Origin of the sequence: Magnetospirillum molischianum DSM 120 (assembly GCF_000294655.1) — a bacterium.
Classification (GTDB): domain Bacteria; phylum Pseudomonadota; class Alphaproteobacteria; order Rhodospirillales; family Magnetospirillaceae; genus Phaeospirillum; species Phaeospirillum molischianum.
The window spans coordinates 43100-64080 of sequence record NZ_CAHP01000035.1 but is presented as its reverse complement, the minus strand read 5'-3'; the positions used below and the strand labels follow the sequence as shown (position 1 = coordinate 64080).

Below are 20981 nucleotides of genomic sequence, written 5' to 3'. Positions count from 1 at the left end.
CTCGTGGTCAGGGAGAGGTCTCGGCGGTGCGCTTGCACATCGCTGTCAGGGTCTGGCAGATACCTTGAGCACCGTGCGGGCCGCAGATACTGTCGCTCCGGGTGGTCGAGACATTCAACCGGCCATAGTTTTTACCCGAGGTGTCGATCAGGATCGGCGGCTCGGCGGCGAAGCGGTCGCAGGCCGAATAGCGTCCCTGCGGAGCGCGGTAGCGGGCGAAATGGCTATGATCGGGATACACATTGTCCCATCCATACGGGCCATAGCCGTTCCACACTGACGACACCTCGTACTGGCCGCAGGTCAGGCAGCCTAGATAATCGCGGTACAACGGCCCGGCATAGATCTGCATCCGCGCCTGGGTCAGGGTGCTTTCCTGGGCGGCGAGCGGAGCGGGGGCGGCCAGCAGGACGGTCAGCAGCAAACCCGGAGCCGCGCCGCGTCTCATCGCTCTTTCGCCTGACGCAAGAGACGCAAAGCGCGCCGGGTCAATGCCGCATAGATCTCCACGGCACGGCGTAACGGATCGGTATCGCGTCGGTAAGGCTGTAGCCGGATTGGGAAATAGGGGCCGAGCTTGTCAACCACCCGATCCGGTGGCAGATAGGTGTTGCTCTGCACCACCGCGAACAAGCCATCGCCGTCGGGGCCGAAATGTTTTCCGGCCTGCCAGTCATTGAGGTTGCGGCCATCCTTGCCAGCATACCACACGCTCTCATTGACGTGCAGGCCGCGCCGCCCGGCTGGCGGCAGGGTGTGGTAGCGTTCGATCAGCCCCTCGCGTTCGGCATTAAGCCAGTAGAGGGTGTATTCGGTCCAGTCGATCATGTAGTTCGACAGCAGGACGCGGATCCAGTCGCGCTGGTACAGTTCTTCCAACCGACGCTGAAGGGCCTGCACCAGGGTGCGCGACAGAATCGCCGGGGTCCACCAGATCCCATCGCGTTCGAGATGCGGCTCCTGTTGCAGCAATTGGGCCGAGGGTCGCCATAGATGCGGCTCGCGCATCCTTGGCTGGGGATAGGTCAAGGCACGACCGTCGAGGATCAAATCGTCGATGGTGAAGGGCTGGACCGCGAACACATCGGGGTCCAGCACCATGAAGAACTCGGTGTCGATCAGCGCCGGACTATACAGCTTGATGATCTGCTGACGGTGCCAGGGGCGGATCTGGTGTGGCTGGGTGAACTCGGTGAAGGCGGTCATGTGAACCGATTCATCGACCAGTTCGATCGGAAAGTCGCTCCACGCCTTGACGTATTCTCGCGCCAAGGCCAGCTCATCGTGCGGCACCACCACCAGGATGCGGTCGAAGGTCGCCGGGGAGGTGAAGGCCCGCAGCGATGAGAACAGGATGTCGCAGCGGGCGATATTGTCGGCGTAATGCCGCCCACGGGTCTTGATTGGCAGGATGGCGCTCAGTTTGGTCACAGACGGGCCTCTCAGGCGGCGGGCTGGGGCTGGGAACGACGCAGCAGACCGCTCAGTATCCGCACCAGCGGCGGCGACGGAGGCGGTGGCCCCATCGGCGCGCACAGCACCGGCAAGCCGAGCCGACGTTCGACTTCCTCGGGGCTGAGGAAGGTTTCACGCAAGGTCGAGCGCACCAGAACCGCCAACGCCCCGGCCAGTAAGCCGACCAGCAGACCAATGCCGACAAACAGCAATGGCGGGTTGCTGCGCCGGGTCGGCGGCTGTGGTGCCTGGATGATGCGGACGTTGGTGCTGCTGGCGGTATCGACCTGATTCTGCTCGATCCGGGCCTGTTCCAGTTCGCGCGAGAACTTTTTAAAGCTGTCAACCAGCAGGTCGCGGTCGATCTCCATCCGTCGCAACTGATTGGCGACAAGAATCAGACGTTGGAGGGACTCGCCGGTTTCGGTGCTTTGTTTCGCCAGGGCTTCCTTGCGCGCCAGTTCACCGGCAACGTCGGAGGACAGGCGCATGATCCGGTCCTGCACCGTGTCGTAATAGCTATTATGACCAGCGCGAACAGCACTTATTAAATGCGGGGTGCGTTCGGTGATCGCGCCTTTCACATCGGTAATCTGCTGATCGATCTGCTGCACAAACGGGGCGCCGTCGAGATAGCGCGCGGCAAGGTCGGCGCGACGGCTCTGCAACTGCAACAAGGTCAGGTGCATGGTGTCAACGGCGTGCGCCACCTCGGTATTGTCGCGGAACAACTCGATGGTCGCAGGGATGGCCTTGGCCTCACGGCGCAGGGTTGCCAGTGTACCCGCATCCTGAGCGTAGGAACTATCATTCTCCAGGCTGCGCTGGCGCAGCAGGCTGTGCAGCGCGACCGAACTGGAGATCTGGGAATCGATGTTGAGGACGTTGTTGCTGCGTTGGAAGGCGATCAGCTGCGCGTTAGCCTTGTCGAGTTGTGCCCGCACCCTGTCGCGCTGAGTGACTAAGAACTCGACCCGTCCGACCGAGAACACTCCGGCGCGCTGGCGGAAATACTGGTCGATCAGTTGCTGGAGCACCTCGGCGGCGCGCTGCGGATCGGAATCGACGTAGGACAGATCGATGACGTTGGCACCTTCAACCTTCTCAATGTGCAAACGGTCTTCAAACCGCCGCAGGTCCTTGTCTATGGTCTCGGGGTCGGACGAGGGGTCGAGTCGTGCGGCGACGATGGAGCGGTGCAGTTCAGGGCTGGAAAGGATCTGGGCCTCGACATTGACGACCTGGGTCGGATCGAAGGCCGGCGCGGCGCGGTTGGTCGAGCGGTCCATCTGCATGTCATAATAGCCCGCATACAGGGTCAGCAGACGGGATTCAGCTCGGTAGGTCGGCGGCACCAGCAGCGCCACCGCGCCCCCCAGGACAAGAAAGATCAGCACCACAGACACCGCTGTCCAGCGGTAATAGAAGAAGGTGTTGAGGAGGTCGCGGGTCGAAACCTGCTGCGAGGCGACGAGCTTCCTGGGCTGAGGTGAAATCTTGAGAGGAGACGGCATGACCGATCCGTATGATCCCTGCGCACGGAGACTATGGAGCCTTGCTTCTGAGTCCAGCGACCACGCCGGATCCCGGCGGAAAAACTCAAGAGGCACTCCGATGAGATCGCAGAGTGACCTAAGCTGGTGGATGACGCAATCCCCGATCAGGCCCCAGCGCGGGCGTCTACGGGAAGAAGACAACAAGGAACGGACGGGTGGACGAGGCGATCTGGCGGGTGATTACGGATTTCGGCGACAGCGCGGTAACGCTGTCACTGGCGGTAACGGTGGCGATTTGTCTCGCCATCGGGGGCGAAGCGCGCGCCGCCGTGCGCCTGCTGCTGCCGATCGCGCTGTGCGGCGCGGTCGCGGGCGGGCTCAAGCTGTTATTCGGCTCGTGCGGCGGGGCCATCGCCGGGTGGGTCCAGGCCAGCCCGAGCGGCCATGTCGCGATGAGTGGCGCGGTCTATGGCACGCTGGCGCTGCTGCTGGCCCGGCCATTGCCGCTGTCGGCGCGATGGTTGACCGCAGGTGCCGCTGCCACTCTGGTCGGGCTGATCGCGGTCTCGCGGGTGATAGTGCAGGCTCATTCGGTCGCCGAGGTTCTGGCTGGTCTGGCCCTCGGCTTCCTTGCGGTAGCGCTCTATGCTGTCCTGAACCGTGACACCCCGCCGTTACATCTGCACGTGCGCTGGCTGCTGGGGGGCTGCGCGGTGGTGCTGCTCTCCACCCACGGCTTGATCTTACCGGCCGAGGTCTATTTGCGCGCCATCGCCGAGGTGATTCGTACCGCGATCCCCGGCTGCTGGTAATCAGCCCGACGCGGTTTCATTGCGTCGGCAGGATTACATCGGGCTGGGTCTGGTTGAGCTGATCGCGGATACATTTGCGCAGCAGAGCGTAATCCTTGTCGCCATCGGCCCGCGCCCGCAGGTCGCAGTCGCGTTGAATGTAGGCCGGGGTGTCGAGCCACAGCCGCTTAACGGTGTCGAGGGCGTCGCTCTGGTCGCGCAGGCATTTCTGTTCGAGTTGGACGTCGATCCCGTCGGGGGTGTTGGCAAGGCGACGGCACAAGCCGTTGACGTCATAGCGCGGCGGTCGGGCTTCGGCCCAGGCCGCCGTCGGTAACGCCAGCATGACCAGCAGGATCAGACCTTTTTCCAGCATCGCGTTACTCCTTCCAGCAGATCCCGGCACGGCGCGACGTCAAGTTGACGCCATGCGGCGATGGCGGCCCCGAGGCCTCCGGCGGCGAGGGCGGCGGAGGTAGCCAGCGCTGCCCCCTCGGCTCCCCAATGCGGTGCCAACGCGGCGACTCCTCCGGTCGCCAGCAGAATGGTAACGGCATTGATTCGGCGCAGGCTGGTTTCCTTTCCCGCCATGCCCAGCAATTCGGGTAAGGCGGTGCAGGCGGCCGCGACAAGTTGGCCGAGTGCGAGCAGGCGCAGGACCGGTGCCGCCGCCTCGAAGCCCGGCCCGAATAGCCCGAGCAATGGAACTGGTAGACTCAGCATTACCAGCAGCACCGGCAGCGCCAGGATGAAGCCGAGTCCGCTGGCCAGCGCGGCGGCGCTGCGCAACCCGGCGCGGTCGCCCTGGTTCTGCAAAGCGGCAAAGCGGGGGGAGGCCATTGCCGCGACCCCGCTGACGACGATATTGGCGAGCAGGGCAATCCGCCACGCCAGAGCGAAGCGGCCGACCGCCGCGCTGTCGGCGACCATGCCGAGAATCAGCACTGGGGCGCTGGCCAAGGTCAGTTGAGCCAGTTCGAGAGTGAACAGCGACAGGCCGGGCCGCAGCAGCGGCGGCAGCGGCCCAGGGAACAACGCCGGAACCGGGCGGGGGAAGACACGACGCAGGCAGACCAGACCGATCAGGGCGGTAACGGTGAAACAGGCCGCGATCAGCCCAAGGGAGGTCGGCACCGCCAGCCCCAACAGCGGGGTGGCGAGGCAGAACAAGGCTGGCCACAGCCAGGAATAGACCATCTGGCTAAGCCCGACCCGGCGTAGCCCGGCCAATGCCCCGGCGGCGACTGCGCCGAGATTCTGCGGCACGATCGCCAGCGCCCCCAGCGCCAGAGGTCCGGCAAGTTCAGGACGGTGTAGCGCCAACCGGGCCAGCGGCTCGGCGGCCAGTGCCAGCGTCACCGCCACCGCGCCGGACAGTAGTGTCACCAGGGCAGCGGCGCGGCGGATCAAGCGGTGGGCTTGCCCGACCCGGCCAGCAGCGATCGCAATCGCCACCTCACGGGTCAAGGCGCGGTCGATGCCTAACCTTCCCAACCCGGCCAATGCCACCATCAGACTGAACACGATGTAGAAATCGCCAGCGGCGACCACTCCGAGTCCAGCGGCGATCAGCAGATGAAAGCCGTAGCGGCTGGGGACATCAAGCAGGCGCGAGGCCAGTGCAGGCACCGCCGCCCGCAACAGATCCCGTGCGCTCATCGCCGGAGGGCTGGGGGGGAGGTGCTGGCTCCGCGCAACACAAACAGGGTGACGCTCTGCGGCGGCAACTCGGTGGCAAGCCCTCCACCGCTGTAATCGGTGGGCGGCAGCGGTGCCAGTTTGCCGTCAACGAGACGGTAGGATTCCACCGCACCGGCGGCGGCAAACCGGGCGAGAGTCAGCCGCAGCGGAGCCGGGGCGTCGATCTGCTTATTGATGGCTACCACCGTCAGTGCGCCATCGCTTGCGCGCAAGGCGGCGAAGGTGGCGAGAGTGTCGGGGTCGGGGGCGCGCGCCGCGACGCTCTGGTCACCAAAGGTCGAGTTCTTGCCGTCATAATTGCGATAGAGCTTGAAGGCGAGGTAGGTCGGGCTACCGGGTGCCGGGGCGGCCCAGCGCGCGGCAAGGTCGAGTCCCTCGCGGCCAAAGATGCCGAGCAAGTCAGCCTGGGCGGTGGCACCGTTCATCGTGGTTTCAGCCCCCCAATTGTATTCGGTCAGAGCGATTGGGGTGCCGGGATGGTAGTAGGTATCGACCCAGCGCCGCAGCCGGGGAATCAGCGCCACCGTGTCGTTGATCCAGGTCGGATTGTGGTAGCTCTGATCCCACAAATCGCGGGTCGAACGGTTGCGCCGCAACTGCATCTCGCGCGACACATCATCGCCCTTCTCGCGATATTCGCCGCCCTGCGGGTAATAGTGGACGCTGACCACATCGACCGGGTGCCCGGCCGCCTTCCATTGGGTCAGCAACCAGGGCAGGTAATCCATCCCCTCGGTCTGGTTGGTGCGGTCGGGCGCGTGGTCGAAGCCGTGCGTGTCAGCATATTGCTGGTCGAAGCCGCTATAGCGGTAGCCGCCCCAGCCCCATTCCTCTGGAGCCACGACCAGGGCCTGGGGATCAATCGCCTTGACCATCGCCGCGTAGGTCTTAACTTTGTCGGCGACCTCGCGGGCGTGAGCCCCCTCGGGGTGAACGTCGCGGTGGATGCCGTGCCAGAAGCTCGGCTCGTTGTCCATGATGTAGTAGCGCAGACCGCCATGGGCCGCGCCGCCCCATTTCGCCACCAATTGCCGCACCCATTCCGCCTGATCCTCGGGGCTGGAAGGTTCAGCGGCGTCGTTGGGGTCGTTGTCGCTGATCGGGGTGCCGTCGATGGTGATGCCATTGCCAGCGCTGGTGAAGCCGTCGAGGTCGGCCTCCTGTTGCAGGCCATATTTGCCAATCGAGAAGCTGGCCAGCGGCTTACGCCCGGCATCGAGCCGCGCGACCCAGCCGATCATCGGAATGGTCAGCATCGCCTCGGCACCTGCCGCCTTGCTGAGGGCGATGAAGCCCTCGCCATGCTGGTCGAAGATATCCTCGCTGCAAGCCAGACTTTCAAAGAACCAGTCTTTGCCTGCGTTGCGGGCGTTTATCCTCCAGTTGTAAAGAGAAGCGCTGTTTCCGCCAGAACGGTTGAGCGGCAGGTTAAGATCACGCAGGGTTGCGGTGGGGGCGAAGCCGACCCCGTAGATCAGTGGGCTGATCGGGCGGCGCTCGGCCCCGGCATCAATCGTCACCTCGACCGGAGCCGGGGCGGCGGCGGCCAAAGCGAGCGGCAAGGCGGCGCACAACATCAGTCGGGTAGCGCGGCGGATCATGTCAGCGGGTTTCCCTGTCTGCGGCGTGGGCGTGTTCGGCCAAGGCGGCGGCTTGCGCCTCGGCTTCGTCCTCCAGGTGGCAGTGCCAGACATAGGCGAAAATCGCCAGGATCACGGCCGTCTCGCCGGGGGACAGTGTCGGCGGATAGAGGTTCGAAATCAGCAGGACATAGACGATGTAATCGAACAGGCTGCCGAGGAAGGGGCTCGCGTAAAAAGCGGTGAGACGGCGGTAGAACAGCAATCCGCGTAATTGATAGAGGATCACCAGCAGCGCGCCGATCACCCCGTATTCGAACAGAATGCCGATCCAGGTGATGTCGGCGAGGAAAAAGAAGTGATCAAAATAGGCGAACAGGCTTTCCGTGCTGACCGGACTGATGGTGCCGACGCCGAAGGTCCAGCGCACCGGATCGAGGCCGAGGAAGTCAACCGCCTTGACGATGGTCTTCCAGCGCACATCGAACCCGGAACTCGAATCGGTGCTGAACATCGTCCCAAGATAGCCGAACGAGAACAGTCCGATTAGTCCGACCGGGGCCAGCAGAATCAGCAGAAGACGGCGGCGGGGACTGGCGAAAACCAAGGCGTTGATAACACACACTCCGGCCATGCCGACCACCATCGCTCGGGTCTTCACCACGGTCAGGGTCAGCAGGAAGCCGGAGGAGGCGGCAAGAAGTAGCCATAAACGGCCGGTGGCAAGGAAGCGACGATACCAAAACAGGGTCGCGATAATCGCGAAATACATCGGCATCCGAATGCGTTCGCCTCGACTGTCGAGCGAGAACAGCGGGGAGGACCCAAACGCATATTGGGAACTATACCAGGAATGGGGCACGACCACCCGCAGGATCACCAGCAAAATCAGGGTGGCGGCACCGCAGACCAGGAAGGCGCGCTCTAGTTCCTCCAGGCTCGGGCGTAGCTTCACCAGCAATCCGAGGAAGGAAAAGAAATAGAGCATCGGCAGCAATTTGACCTGGGCCGTCAGGCCAAGGAAAAAGTCCTGGTGGAAGTAGAAGATCGCCGCGAAGCTGGGAACCACGGTCATCCACAGAAAGGTGAACAGCACCTGGCGGACCATCGGCAGCCGGGGCACCCCGCGCAGAAACATCACCAGCGGCAGCGAGATCACCGGGAAGGCCTTCGACAGCGCCCAGAGCGGGGGCAGACCTTTCATGTAATGGAAGAACTGGCCGAACAGCGGCAGCAATAGCAGAAGAACCACCATCCGCCCGGTGCGCAGCCGGGTAGCGGTCGTGCTGTCTTCTTCTTCAGGAGGCTCGCCCTGGGTAGTTTTGAACGACATCAAGACCGTTCCTAACCCCGCCGCCCTGTCGGGCTCATTGGCTTGAGCCGCTCATGTTTTTATTGATAGTGTAGTTCACCCCTCGGTTGAACGGCAGCGTCTTGTTGATGTACTGGTCAATCCATTGATCAAGAACGGCAATCGAGGATTTCGGCACGAACACGGTGTCCTGCGGCTGCAACGCAACCGCCTGGGTGGGGTCACCCTTGTCGGTGAGCGCCTCGAGATTGACCAGCCGCAGCAGCGGCCGCCCGTCCGGGCCGGGGCGGATCACGACGACTTCCTCGTTGCGCGCGGTTTCAAGCAGGCCACCAGCCACGCTGATCGCCTGCAACGGATCCATCCGCCCTCGCAACGGGATCACTCCCGGCTGCTTGACCTCGCCGCTGACATAGACCACCGGGGCGTAATTGCGGATGCTGACCGAAGGCTGGGCGTTGCGAGCAATGCGGCGCTCGACCAGCGCCCGGTCGATATCGGCCTCGATTTCCGGCACGGTCCGGCCCTCGGCCAGGATACTACCGACCACTGGCATGGTGAAGCGGCCATCCGGCCCGACTGGGGCCTCAAAATTCAACTCAGGGTTATAGGGCAGCACAATCGACAGGGAATCGCCCGCCCCGACCTGATAGGCCGGCACCGCATCGCCGATCAGACGGAACCCGGCGGCAGCGGGGGATTGCTCGCGCCCAGAACTGCACCCCGTCAGCGCGGCCAGCACCAGCAATGTTGCCATTCCTCTACCGAGTTTCGTCACGATTCCCTCATTTCGTCCAGGCCGGAACGGCCCGTCTGGATGATAAGACATTACCGCTTCCCCGTTAGTGAGCCGGTGCAGCAGGATGATCACTTTGGGCGGAGTTCACCGTTGCGGCGAGACCTTGATCGAGCCCGCTCCAGCGCAGCCCGAGAACCCGCTCGGCGGCCGTCGAATCGAGCTGGATCTCCTGCCGCCACAGCCGGGCCAGTGAGGGCGGAATCGCCGGAGGCAGACGGTTAGGATCGAGTCCAGCCCGCGCCGCGATCCGTTCCAACAGCTTCAGCGGCGGAGCGAACAGCTTGGTTTCCAACCGCATCCGCCGTTCCGAGCGCCGCGCGATCGGTATCGTGCCCAGCGCCTTGGCGAAGCGGAAGAAATAGTTGTTCCAATCGGGCGGATCTGCCATCGCCAGATTGAACGTCGCGCCTTCCGCCTCGGGGCAAGTCAGCGCGGCAAGGATCGCGGCCACGACGTCATCGATCAGCACCAGATTGGCGATGCCGTCACCACCGGCGCCAAGATCGCCGATACGGCGGCTGTGCAACAGGTTGGCAATGCGGTCGCTCCATTGTGCGCTGCCGGGACCATAGACGCAGCCGGGACGCAAGATCACCGTGCGGGGATAGGCCCGGCTGCGGGCTTCGGTCGCCAGCTTGGCAGCGGCGTAGGGTCCCAGCGCCGCACTGACTGGGGCGGCTTCATCGACCCGGCCGTTGACGGGGCCATAGACCGCCATCGAACTGAGTTGAATCAGCAGTGGCGGGGTTGGTTGGGCGGCGGCGGTAGCTGTCAGCGCCTCGGTTGCCGCGACCATTGTCGCCGGGCTGGCGGCGAGAGCGTTGACCACCGCGTCGAAGCCGGGCAAAGCGGCGGCCAGTGCAGCGGGATGGGTGGCGTCAAGGCTCAGGCCGTCGCCATGGCGACTAGCCGCCACCGGATCGGCCCAGTCAGTGGCAGCAAGGGCGGCGACGACACGACGGCCGATAAAGCCACTGCCGCCGAGAACCAGGATACGGCGTTTCATGCCGGGACTCCGAACAAAACGGGGGCAGTGCTGCCGATTGGGACGGTGGTGCGGTCGCGCAGGTGGCGGGCCAACCGCAAACCGAGGGCCACGGCGGTCAAAGTCGGGTTGGCCTGACTCGAAGTCGGAAATACCGCGGAACCGGCGAGGTAGAGATTGGCGATGCCGTGCACCCTTCCATCGCGATCGACGACGCCTTGGCGCGGCGAATCGCTCATCCGGGCTAAGCCGATATGGTGGCCGCCATAAGCGCCGTAACGGATCATTTCGGCCTCGACCTGGGTGGAATCGTATTCGAAGCGGCCGACGCCACTGGCGGCGATGTCTTCCGCGAACAGAGCCAAGCTCCGCGTCACCGTATCGACATCGCCCTGACCATAACGCCAGTCTACCACCAGTCGGGGGAGGCCAAGCACGTCGGTCTCGCTCCCCAGCGTCACCCGGCTGGCCGGATCGGGTTGCTGCTCGGCGTGAAAATCGAGGCTGAACAGGTTTGCGCGCGAGCGGATGAGGATCGAAGGGAACTTGCGCTCGGCAAGTCGGCGGTCGCGCAGAAGGTGCAGCATGAAACCGACTGTTGCTGGCAGATCGGTGACGACATTGGCGAGGTGGCTCAACTGATCTGTCAGCCCGACTGCATCGTCGCCATACAGCCGTTTGCCGTATTCGTAAGGAATGAAGGCGCGGGCAAGGTAGAGTAGCGACAATGCGCCATTGTGGTGGCGCGGATCGGTGATGCGGGGATGGTGGAGGCGGGCAACGACATTGCCGAGACCAAGCTGGCGCTGCACGTCGGGACGCAATGCGATCCGACGCCGACAATAGGTGCCGTCATCGGCGATATCATAGCCGTTCCAGACGCAACCGGGCGGGCCGTCGATCTTCAGGCGGCCGATCGTGCCGGCGAGGTGGCACATGTAATGACGTCCGACCAGATCGTGGCCGTTGCCGATCCCGGCGGGCTGGCGGCTGCGGCTGGCCAGTAGCAGCCGGGCAGTTTCCAGCCCGCCAGTGGCCAGAACGACCTGTCCGGCGCTGATGTCGAATGCACCACCCTTTAGTGTCCGCACCGCGAGACTTTTGACTCGCTCGGCGTCGGCGGCCAACTCGATCTCGACCACGTTGGCGTGCAGGATCACCCGCACATTGGCAGCGGCTTCCAGTTTGTGGCGATAGCGGCGGCCGAAATCGGTCGGGCAACTGAAGCGTTCGAGGGTGTTGGTGGTGAAATGCGGACTGGAAAAGCCCGAAATCATCGGTCGGCGCGGTGAGTCGAACGCGGTTTCGATGGTATAGGCGAAGGCACCCGCCTCGCACAGCCGGTTGGCGCGGGGATAGAATGGTGCCAGATCGTCATAACCGATCGGCCAGCCGCTATGGGCCAGATAAGGGCGGGCCTCGAAATCGATCGGGTCGAGCGGCATCGCCCGGCCGCCCCAGGTGGTGCTCGACCCGCCGAAGCGCCGTTCGCGGTAGCGATCGGGTGGGCTGTGCCGACGCGGATCGACGACATCACCCCGATACAGCGCCTGGCTCTCCTCTTCACGGTCGAAGCCGCCGGATTCCAGCAGGATCACCGACAGGCCGGACCCGATCAGGTCGAGGGCGAGAGCAATTCCCACCGCCCCGGCCCCGACCAGACACAGGTCGGCGGTAAGCGGTTGGCCGGGGGGGAGATCATCGGCGTCAAGAATCATCGGAGGGACTCAGTAAGCATTGTGATGGATCAAGCCAACGAACGGCGTCAGCACCAGAATGCGCAAATCAAGTAATATAGACCAATGCTCGATGTACCATAAATCATGATCAACTCTGCGGCGTATGTGGTCGTCTTCCTCAATGCTGCCGCGGAGGCCGTTGACCTGAGCCCAGCCGGTGATGCCAGGACGGACCCGCAGCCGGGCGTAATAGCGGGTGATCACGCTGGCGAACTGGCGGTCGTGTGACAAAGCGTGGGGACGGGGACCAATCACCGACATCTCGCCCCGCAGCACGTTCAGGAATTGCGGCAGTTCGTCAAGACTGATCCGGCGCAGCAGGCGGCCAACTCGGGTGACACGCGGATCTTGGCGAGCGGCGGCCACGGTCGCGCCGTCCGACTGGCACGCCTCAAGTCGCATGGTGCGGAACTTGTAGAGCCAGAAATCTCGCCCGTTGAAGCCGCCGCGTTGCTGGCGAAACAGCACCGGACCGGGACTGTCGAGTTTGATGGCCAGCGCGATCAGCAGGCATAGCGGCAACGCCAGCGGAGCGATCAGCGCCAGCAACACCATGTCCTCGATCCGTTTGATCAGCCAGCTCCAGCCATCGAGTGGGCGGTGCATCACCGTGATCATCGGCAAGCCGCCAAGCAAGGTGGTGCTGGCGTTGCGCACCAGCGGGAAGGAGCGGGCCAGGGCCTCGAGTCCCTCCGGGCAGATCTGGACCTCAACCGACAACCCCTGTAATGCCTCGATCACCTGATGCAGCTGTTGTTTGCCGCTCCAGGGCAGGGGGATCACCACGCAATCGACTTTCCCCTCGCGGATCGTCGTCAACAGGTCGCTGAACCCACCCGCAATCGACAGTCCGGCAGCTTGGGCTTGCTTGCCGCAGTCGGTATACAGGCCGATCACCCGGACCGCATCGTCGTCGTGAAGGTGGCGGACCATCGTTAGCCCGTTCTGGTCGGCTCCCAAAATTGCCACTCGCACCGCCAGCCGTCCCTCGCGCTGAGCGCGGCGGACCAGATCGGCGGTGATGGCACGTACCGCAACGAAGCCGCCTCCGGCCAGAAGTAGCCACAGCCCGGCCCAGATTCGGGAAAAATGATCGCTGACTTTGAACATGAAGGCGGTGGCCAGCGCCAACAGGAACACCAGGAGCCAGTGGCCGATCGCCCGGACGCTCAACGCCCAGGTGCTGGCAGCTAACCGCACAGTATAGGCTTGGCCAAGATTAAACACCACCAGCGCCAGCATCGAGGCGAAGGACAGCGCTAGCAATTCCCCATGCGAAACGGGTTCCGTTCCCCCAAAGCGCAGCCAGTGCGCGAGCAGACCACTCAGCGGAATGATGGCGAGATCGGCCAGGCGCAGTGTCAACAACGTCGCCGCCAGCCAGCCAAGTTGTTGCAGCTTTCTTATTTCAATTGCACTGGTCTTCGTCATCTATTCGTAGCCCGATAGGAGGTGGTCAATGAGATATGATCACGCTTCCGTGACAAATAAAGAGACTGTATTCGAAAATACTCTGAACTGGCTTCCCCAGGATGGCTTTGTTCGATATATCCTCATCGTAATGCAGATTATGGAAAATTTGCATAAAATTACATCTTACGAATGGCATTTCTCCCGCAAGTCCTATCGGCATAGGCCGTTGCGTATAAACAGAAAAGCCTCTTTCGTCCGACCGCCAGATCGCGTCGGTATCTATCCGACTCGTCGCCTTGGTCGCGCCCGCCATCTTTGAGGGTTATTTTTGAGGGGGAATATTCCCTCAATGGATATGAGGTCGCTGTGGAAATAAGTTAGTGTTTCAGTCTACTTTTTGTTTAAGTTCATTTGTATCTTGAGATGTGTATTTCTCTTCGAGATGCAAATTTACAACCATCGATAAATAAACTTCGGAATATAAACCCTTCTCTTGTTGAGGATGATACCGGCGATATCGGCCCCCTGGGCTGTCAGGCGGCCAATCAGCTCCTGAGCAACTGGGATACGGGTGGTTTCCGCCTCAACCACCACCACCACTTTGTCGGCGGTAGGACTGACGGCGAGGCCGTCGAACGAACTGAACACCGGGGGGGCATCAATTACCGTCAGGCCAACCTCGGCACGCAACTGGTCCCAAAACGCCGGATAGCTGAGGCGGGTGGATGCGGGTGGTGTCACTGCACCCGTCTCGCCGAGGCGGGTGACGTACAGCGCGGTCGCGCCGATGCGGTGAACAGTAACGGTCGTGCGGACCAACGGATGCGGCAGGGTCTTATCGGTAAAACGCAACAGAACCGACGGGTCGATGCCGAGATCGACCGCTGGCCCAGGTTCGGAGCCGAGTCCTCCGACGCTGGCGGCGGCACGCTGGAAGTGCTCGTACTGGCTGGGGGCGGCCCAATCGAGATCGAGCAGCAGAACCGGGCGGTCGCTGTTCTGGGCGGCAACGCGGGCGAAATCGCGGGCGATGGTTGAAGCTCCCTCGCCCCGGCGAGCGGAGATGAATTGGATCACCGTACCGCGTTCACGGGTCTGGAGCGAACTGGCGAGTACGCTGAGCAGGCGCTTGGCATCGTTGACCAGCGAGACTGTTGCTCCACCAACGTCGGTCGGGTGGGGCGGAGACGCTGGAGCGGCGGCAGGAGGCGGTGCTTCGGCCGCTACCGCTCCGATTGCTTCGGTCAATTCCGTCGATAGCACCGTCCGATGTCCAGCCGACCCGACATCGGGGTCGGCGAGGCGAGCGACGATTTCATCGGGTGTCACGCCGGAATCGAGCAAGGCCTTGATGCGCAAGCGCAGGGCCGGGGGCAGGGTGGCGGAAGACGGTATCGGCGGCGTCATGGGGCGCGGTTCTCTTTGTTGTCGGTTTCGCGGCGTGCTGGTTCTACTGCGACAGCGGGCGGCACCGGCGGCTGGATCGGCAGACTCAATTGCGCGGTATCAGCGGGCTGTATTTCCAAAACGCCTTGCTGCTGCCGCATGGCGGCGGCGCGGCACAGCCGTTGATCGCGTAGAAGGGCCAGGGTAGCGCGGAGATAGGCGGTAGCAATTGCGCTATCGGTAGAGCTAACAAAGGTTGTAGCTAGGCCCTTATCCGATGAGTCGAACGGGATCGCGGTGGGATAAACCTGATCGCCGTGATCGTGGCGGATCTGGTCGATGATGCGGCGGACACTGGAATCGTTGATATCCGCCATGGTGATCAGGATGCGCGGGGCAAGGCGAGGTTGGGTGGAGCGGCAAGCGGCAAAGATCTCGAGGGTTCGTTCTAGCCCATCACGGGCGAAGGTCGTTGGCTGAACCGGTACTAGCATCAGATCGGCAGCGGCGATGACATTGACCGCGATTGCTCCCAGCGATGGCGGACAGTCGATCAGAATGGTGTCGCAGCGCTCGGTGGCGGTAAGTCGTGCGCGCAGTCGTTCGGCGTTGAGTGAGATCACCTCGGGTTCGATCTCGGCGAGATGAAGCGTAGGAGTGGATGGCAGCACCCATATTCCTGCTTGAGAGGTAGGCAGGAAGGCGGTTTCGATCGAGCAACGGCCCGTTATCACCTCGTAGGTGCCGATTCGGGCGGTATTGATCCCGAGAATACGGCTAGCGGTGGCGAGTGAATCGAAATCGGCGACTGCTACGGTCTGACCCGCAGTGACAAGGCCTGCGGCAAGGTTGACGCAAGTGGTGGTTTTGGCGACGCCGCCTTTGTGATTGCAAACAGCGACGAGGAGGGGGGATGTCGGCTCGGCTGTGGCGAAAGACGTCATGATGGCAGCATTTAACCAACGGAGATAGCGGGGCCGGGCGATACCGCTACCGTGTGAGGTCGTCGGTAAGACCGGTGTTCGCTTTCTTTTCCTATTCAAAGGCGATCATTGCATGACGATCGACTGGTCGTGAAACGACTTTATCGTAAAAAATGGAAGAATTTTATCTGTAATGCAGGGATTGTTGCCTGAGTGGGATATGGGGATGATTAATATAAATGACAAATCAACCTCAGGTTTAAGTGCCTTTCTTTTGATTTTAAAAGGAAGGAGCGGCAGCTCGTGCTGATGGTTCCTTAGAGGTTTGGTGTGGATGGGGTGCCGCAAATGCCTCTCTCGTCAATCCGTTGCCGCAGGGGCGAACAACATCGTTTACGGATCTGAGCGAGTTAAGGGATGGGGCGTCGAAGGGTGACGGACAGGTTTAGTCGTGAAAAAAGGGGGGGCTGATGCTCGTGCGATCGCGCGGCGGGATGGCCGCCGCCGCAACGGGTGGCCCGATACCGGCCAACGGCTCAAATCGAGGGTTGGCCGCTATAACGGCCGATGTTCCGGCGGCTTGATCGCCGGAGCGCGCTACAGGTACTTAGCCAGCGACAGGCTGGAGATCTTAGCCAAAGCAGAGAAAGATGCCTCCAGCGAGGTCTGAAGTTGGGAAACCTGTACCGCGATATCGGCGATATCGACCGACTTCAAATCGCTGGCACGGCTGGCGAGCAATGTCACTGCGTCGTCTTGACTGTTCTTTATCTCTTCCAGCCGACTGGAGGACACCGAGACGTTTCCTCGGATGTTCACAAGATCGTTGAATGCCTCGGAGGCCAGGGTATAGGCAGCCTTCACTTTGTCCGAGTCGATCGGGACGGCGGTCAAATCCGTCAGCATCGCGGCGGCACGCAACGCCTTTTCGAAGCCCGAATTGTTGGCGGTAACGCCATAAGTAAGCGTCAGATCGCTTGAGACCTGGACCGAGGCCAGACTGGAATCGCCTTGATAATAATTGAGATCGACGCCGGTTGGCGGCAAGGTCAGTTTCGAAATATCGACCGGAGCGGTGTCAGTACGGCCACCAGAGAACAGATAGCGGCCATCGACCTGAGTGTTCATCAGGTTCTTCAGGTCATTCAGCATGCCTCGGCCCAATTCTGGATAATCAAGCACCGAGCCGGTATTTGACACCGCCGCCGATAGAGTCTTTTTCAGACTCGTCATCTTATCGCCGATACTGCCGAGGGTGCTGTGCATCACCTCGACACGATCCAAAACCGTCTGGGTATTGGCGGACCACGCCTTGGTCCGGCTCAACGTGTCTTCGACCGTTACCAGCCGAGAGACATCTGCCGAACCAAGCTCGGCATATGTGCTGGACTTTAGTCCCGAAGATTTCTGCAACTGGGCATTGGCCAGACGCGTTTGCAATGACAGCGTTGAGCTTAGAACCGTTTCGCCCCAGCCCGAAGGTCGATATCCGTTCCATGGTCATCTCACCGCTTGTAAAAGGGCGTCAAACATTGAATTTGCCGCACTGAACACTTGCGCCGAAGCAGAATAAGACTTCTGTAGCGCCGTTACAGTGGCGGTTTCTTCATCGATATTGACGCCGTATTTCGAAGAAAATGACGAAGTAAGGGTCGTCAGAGCTGTCTGCTGGCTGCTGGCCTCTTCCTTGGCGGCGGACAAACGGCTGGAAACTCCAGATACCGTGTCGTTCGTCTTGGCGGTCACCCCGGACGCCGTGATGGCATTGGCCAGAGCCTGGACCCGTGTTCCGGTTCCGATGCTGACCGGCGCACTCCCCACCGTCACGGTGGAATTCAGAGTTGATGTCGCGAGTAGTTTGGGCGACGCCAAGATATCGGAGCGAACCGAGATCGTTTCCGCGCCGGTGCCGCTCACCAGATCGTTGAGACCCAACGCGGCGGACAGGGACTTGGCGGCCGAGAGCGTGGTTCCGTTCACCGACGACACCGTCCCACCCGACAGAATGACTCCGGTAGAAGACGGGTTTGTGGTCACGCTCAGGCGACCATCGGCATCAATCGAGGCATCAAGACCCGGCACCGCATCCAGGGCGACTTTCAGATCGCTAACCGTGGAAATCGTCGAAAGGTCGATATCCGCGCTGGAAACAGCCTTGCCGTCCGCATCGGTAATGACAACCTTGAGCGTGCCGCTCATCCCCAACGCGTTCACGCCCCCGACACTGCCACTCAAACTACTGGGAGAGGACGTTCCCGCACTGTCGTTATGAACGCTGTTAAGGGTATCGCGCAGGCTTTTCGCGATCGTGTCCAGTTCGGTTTGAATGCCGGGCAGAGTCTTGTCGCGCATTGTCAGCAACGAGGAGAGGCTGCCGTTTCTGATTGTCCCCGTGATGGGTTCGCCATCAACGGAGATACCGGACAAATTGCCTTTGGGCGGGATATCGGAATAGTACGCGCCCGAGGTCATCGTGCTTGTCTCTTTGAACGACAAGGGATGAACGGTCGAATTCAGCAGCGGCTTGCCGCCGCTGGTGTAGATTACCATCGCCCCATTCGCCTGGGTGAAATAGGTGATTCCCATCACGCCAGCCAGATCGGCCACCTTGTTCATCCGCTGGTCTTCCAGATCGGACGTGGACTGGCCGGACGCCTGGGCGCGAACGATGGAATCGTTCAGCGCATCGATCGCGTTCAACGCAGTATTGGCGGTATCAACGGCGTCGGCGATGTCGGAATCGGCATTCAGACGCAGGTTCTGCACCTGAGAGGAAGTCGAACGTAACGCAGCGGCAACAGTGTCGAGATCACCAACGACATCGCTTTTCAGAGTTGCGCTGTCGGGCGTGGTCGCAAGCTTGGTCAGCGATGCCGTCAGCGATGAAATAGCCGTGGCCAGAGTCCCACCACTGCTGCTGTCCGACGACAGCGCCCCCAGAGCCTGCCCCAGTTGGGAGAGATAATCATAGGTGACCGCAGAGGCCTCCTTGGACGATGACGCGGATATAATGCTCTTCAACAGCCAGGGATCGACCTTGCTGACGATCTCGGTGATCGTGGCGCCGGTACCAACTCCCGCCGTGACTTCGGTGACCTTGGTCGCGGACTTGCGGGTATACCCTTTGACGTCGGCGCTCGTCATATTCGCCGTCGCGACCGAAAGTTGGGTTTCGATCGCCCGCAGCGATCGCGACGCCGTGGACATGGCAAGATTGAGCGACATCTTCAGCTCCCCTTCGCGATCTCTGCCCGCCCTGGGCTGGAATCAGGCGTGAAAGTTGGTCCCGATGGACGGGAAATGGGCCAGCAACGTCTCACCATCGGCCCCGTAGGTCCCACCGATGGCGGCATCCTCATGCAAAGCCGCCAGTGCTGCCTCGACCCGACGCCGCGATGCCGTCATCGCCGCTTCCAGCCGCGCCAGATTTTCGTTGGCAACCTGACGCAGATCGCCCACCGCCTGCGTCAGCGAGCGGGCGAAGTCGGGATCGGCAGCCAGGGCCTGGGCGGCCTCGGCACGCACCTGCTCCCACAGATCGGCATATTCGGCCGTCAGTTCGCCCTTGCGATCCGAGGTTCCGACCAGACCGGCGGGAAATCCCTCGGCCAACAGCCGGTTTTCCTCTTCCAGCACGGCGGACAGTTCGGTCACCACATCGAGCAGGGCATGGGCCGAGGTTTCGACGCGAGCGAGGTCCGAAAGATCGGCGGCGACGGTCTGAAGCATGGCGAGGCTCCTTGTCTCGGATTGGGACACAATTGTGTCAGGAACAAAGGTCGTGAGTGGCGGTGGACCCTTGGCGATAAGCCCGCACTGCACCGTCATGGTTGTTGAGTGCCCGCAGATCCTTGGCCAGAGCGGCAAGATCGCCCTCCAGTTCTTCGATCAGGGTTTCAAGATCGCCGATGGCAACGGAAACCCGGCGACGAACCAGCCGACGCTGATCGTCCGGCAGTTCGGCAATCTGCTGAGCGAGGATCTCGGCAAGCTGACGGGCGTCGAGATCGGGATCGACTGTTTCCCCCGGCGGGGCGGGAGGAAGAATCTCGCGAATTTCCTCGATCCGACGCTCGAAGCGGCGTTCGGAGAGAGAAATAATCTGAGCTGAATCGGGTTTGTTGGTCATCGAAACGTCCTTTCGCGGCAATCGGTCAGCGGACAGCCGAAATCAGGGAGCTGTACATGTCCTTGGCGGTACTGATGACCTGGGATGCAGCCGAATAAGCCTGCTGCGCGACAATCATCCGGGTGAACTCGGTTCCGGTATCGACATTCGAAGCTTCGAGCGAACTCGACTTGATGATCCCGGTCCCGCCGTCGCCCGCGACGTGATAGATGTCGTGCTTTCCCGATGACGACGATTGCGCATAGATACCGTTACTCATCGCGGACAGACCGTCCGGATTGGGGAACGTCGCAATCGCCATCTTGGAAATGGGAACCTGAAGGCCGTTGTCGTATTTGGCGAAGATCGTACCGTCCTTGCCGATTTCGACGCCGGTATAGCTGCCAGGCACCGCGCCGTCGCCGACGATGCTGGTGATGCTCAGGCCCGTGCCGGTGTTCTGCTGGCTGAGGCTGCCTTCCTTGCCCAGATCAAGCTTGATCGAACTGGGCGAGGTGCTGCCGTTGGTCCAAGTCAGCGCGAGCGTCTCGGTCGCATTCGAAGTCAGCTTTCCATTGCCGTCAAAGGTCAGCGAAAGCGACGTCGGGGAGATCGTGCCTGTCGGCGCGCCACCGTCCGAGGTCAGATTGCCGAAGGACAGCTTCCAGGCATTCGCGGCAGTCTTTTCAAAGGTCAGGCTGACCGTGCTCGCCCCACCCTGGGCATCGAACACTTCCATCGAGGTCGAGAAGGTGGCCCCCACCGCGGCAGTGGACGGAAGGTTGGCCTTGATGGCCTCCGTCGTCGTCGGGATCGCCTGCTTGTCGTTGATGTTGACCTTTATCGGCTCGGGGTTCGCGATATTCCCGACGATCTTGCCGTAGGTGTCGGTCTTGGCACCCTGGAGATAGTAATTTCCCAGGACGAGATAGCCTTCCTTGTTGACCGAAAACTCGCCGTCACGGGTATAGAAATCTTCTTTGCCGTCCTGCCCGTAGGTGACGACGAAAAAGCCGTTGCCGTCGATCGCAAGATCGGTGTTGTTGGTGGTCGCAGAAATCAGCCCCTGAGCATCGACGTTCTGGCGAACCGACGTCGTCACCCCGCCGCCCGGATAGGACGTGGTGCTGAATTGCTGAGTAACCAGGGATGAAAAGCTAGTTGAAACGCCTTTGTAGCCCGTGGTCGAAGAATTGGCGAGATTGTTGGAAATCATCGACAGCGCTTGACTTTGCGCCTTCAGCGCCGATACGGCAGTGTTCATCGCTCCGGCGAGTGACATTGCAATTCTCC

The 20981-nt window shown here is 61.8% G+C and carries 18 protein-coding genes and 1 pseudogene; 1 reads left to right on the top strand and 18 read right to left on the bottom strand.

The annotated features are described in order from the left end of the window. Positions 1-7 precede the first annotated feature (7 nt). The 3 genes from PHAMO_RS14740 to PHAMO_RS14730 are packed head-to-tail and all read right to left on the bottom strand — an operon-like array spanning position 8 to position 2969. Positions 8-448 (bottom strand): hypothetical protein, encoded by a 441-nt coding sequence (locus PHAMO_RS14740; protein WP_002730443.1) that lies wholly within the window; start codon positions 446-448, stop codon positions 8-10. Next, entirely contained in the window at positions 445-1431 is a 987-nt protein-coding gene (locus PHAMO_RS14735) for a DUF6492 family protein (protein ID WP_002730442.1), read from the bottom strand. Before PHAMO_RS14735 ends, PHAMO_RS14740 begins: the two co-directional genes overlap by 4 nt. Before the next feature lie 11 nt (positions 1432-1442). Next, on the bottom strand, positions 1443-2969 hold the full coding sequence (locus PHAMO_RS14730; protein WP_002730441.1) for a GumC family protein: 1527 nt from the start codon (positions 2967-2969) through the stop codon (positions 1443-1445). A 197-nt stretch (positions 2970-3166) separates the two neighbouring features. Between PHAMO_RS14730 and PHAMO_RS18665 the strand changes: the two genes are divergently transcribed. Then, on the top strand, positions 3167-3763 hold the full coding sequence (locus PHAMO_RS18665) for a phosphatase PAP2 family protein (RefSeq protein ID WP_002730440.1): 597 nt from the start codon (positions 3167-3169) through the stop codon (positions 3761-3763). 16 nt (positions 3764-3779) lie between these two features. Here PHAMO_RS18665 and PHAMO_RS14720 read toward each other — a convergent pair whose 3' ends face one another. The 15 genes and pseudogenes from PHAMO_RS14720 to flgE all read right to left on the bottom strand — a co-directional run bounded on the left by PHAMO_RS14720 (position 3780) and on the right by flgE (position 20970). Beyond that, positions 3780-4118 carry a hypothetical protein gene (locus PHAMO_RS14720; protein WP_002730438.1) on the bottom strand — a complete coding sequence of 113 codons (339 nt, stop codon included), beginning with the start codon at positions 4116-4118 and terminating at the stop codon, positions 3780-3782. After that, positions 4100-5401 carry a lipopolysaccharide biosynthesis protein gene (locus PHAMO_RS14715; RefSeq protein ID WP_002730437.1) on the bottom strand — a complete coding sequence of 434 codons (1302 nt, stop codon included), beginning with the start codon at positions 5399-5401 and terminating at the stop codon, positions 4100-4102. Before PHAMO_RS14715 ends, PHAMO_RS14720 begins: the two co-directional genes overlap by 19 nt. Continuing rightward, a complete protein-coding gene (locus PHAMO_RS14710; RefSeq protein ID WP_002730436.1) occupies positions 5398-7044 on the bottom strand; it encodes a glycoside hydrolase family 44 protein in 1647 nt (548 codons plus the stop codon). The genes PHAMO_RS14715 and PHAMO_RS14710 overlap by 4 nt, the downstream gene beginning before the upstream one ends. Position 7045: 1 nt before the next feature. Further along, a complete protein-coding gene (locus tag PHAMO_RS14705) occupies positions 7046-8356 on the bottom strand; it encodes a hypothetical protein (RefSeq protein WP_002730435.1) in 1311 nt (436 codons plus the stop codon). 34 nt (positions 8357-8390) lie between these two features. Beyond that, positions 8391-9113 (bottom strand): polysaccharide biosynthesis/export family protein, encoded by a 723-nt coding sequence (locus tag PHAMO_RS14700; protein ID WP_002730434.1) that lies wholly within the window; start codon positions 9111-9113, stop codon positions 8391-8393. A 64-nt stretch (positions 9114-9177) separates the two neighbouring features. Continuing rightward, on the bottom strand, positions 9178-10140 hold the full coding sequence (locus tag PHAMO_RS14695; protein WP_002730433.1) for an NAD-dependent epimerase/dehydratase family protein: 963 nt from the start codon (positions 10138-10140) through the stop codon (positions 9178-9180). Beyond that, entirely contained in the window at positions 10137-11837 is a 1701-nt protein-coding gene (locus tag PHAMO_RS14690; RefSeq protein ID WP_002730432.1) for a GMC oxidoreductase, read from the bottom strand. Before PHAMO_RS14690 ends, PHAMO_RS14695 begins: the two co-directional genes overlap by 4 nt. Before the next feature lie 9 nt (positions 11838-11846). Continuing rightward, positions 11847-13289 carry an undecaprenyl-phosphate glucose phosphotransferase gene (locus tag PHAMO_RS14685; RefSeq protein ID WP_002730431.1) on the bottom strand — a complete coding sequence of 481 codons (1443 nt, stop codon included), beginning with the start codon at positions 13287-13289 and terminating at the stop codon, positions 11847-11849. A 432-nt stretch (positions 13290-13721) separates the two neighbouring features. Then, positions 13722-14678 carry a P-loop NTPase family protein gene (locus PHAMO_RS14675; RefSeq protein ID WP_002730430.1) on the bottom strand — a complete coding sequence of 319 codons (957 nt, stop codon included), beginning with the start codon at positions 14676-14678 and terminating at the stop codon, positions 13722-13724. Continuing rightward, positions 14675-15601 (bottom strand): ParA family protein, encoded by a 927-nt coding sequence (locus PHAMO_RS14670; protein ID WP_002730429.1) that lies wholly within the window; start codon positions 15599-15601, stop codon positions 14675-14677. The genes PHAMO_RS14675 and PHAMO_RS14670 overlap by 4 nt, the downstream gene beginning before the upstream one ends. A 576-nt stretch (positions 15602-16177) precedes the next feature. After that, positions 16178-17035: pseudogene (locus PHAMO_RS14665) on the bottom strand (flagellin); the annotation flags it as partial. 45 nt (positions 17036-17080) lie between these two features. Further along, positions 17081-18805: a flagellar hook-associated protein FlgK gene (flgK, locus tag PHAMO_RS14660; RefSeq protein WP_002730425.1), complete on the bottom strand. Its 1725-nt coding sequence runs from the start codon at positions 18803-18805 to the stop codon at positions 17081-17083. Between the two features lie 42 nt (positions 18806-18847). Beyond that, positions 18848-19309 (bottom strand): flagellar protein FlgN, encoded by a 462-nt coding sequence (locus PHAMO_RS18660; RefSeq protein WP_002730424.1) that lies wholly within the window; start codon positions 19307-19309, stop codon positions 18848-18850. Between the two features lie 37 nt (positions 19310-19346). Continuing rightward, positions 19347-19709 carry a hypothetical protein gene (locus PHAMO_RS14650; protein WP_002730422.1) on the bottom strand — a complete coding sequence of 121 codons (363 nt, stop codon included), beginning with the start codon at positions 19707-19709 and terminating at the stop codon, positions 19347-19349. 25 nt (positions 19710-19734) lie between these two features. After that, positions 19735-20970, bottom strand: a complete 1236-nt coding sequence (gene flgE, locus PHAMO_RS14645) for a flagellar hook protein FlgE (protein WP_002730421.1) — start codon at positions 20968-20970, stop codon at positions 19735-19737. Between the last annotated feature and the right edge of the window lie 11 nt (positions 20971-20981).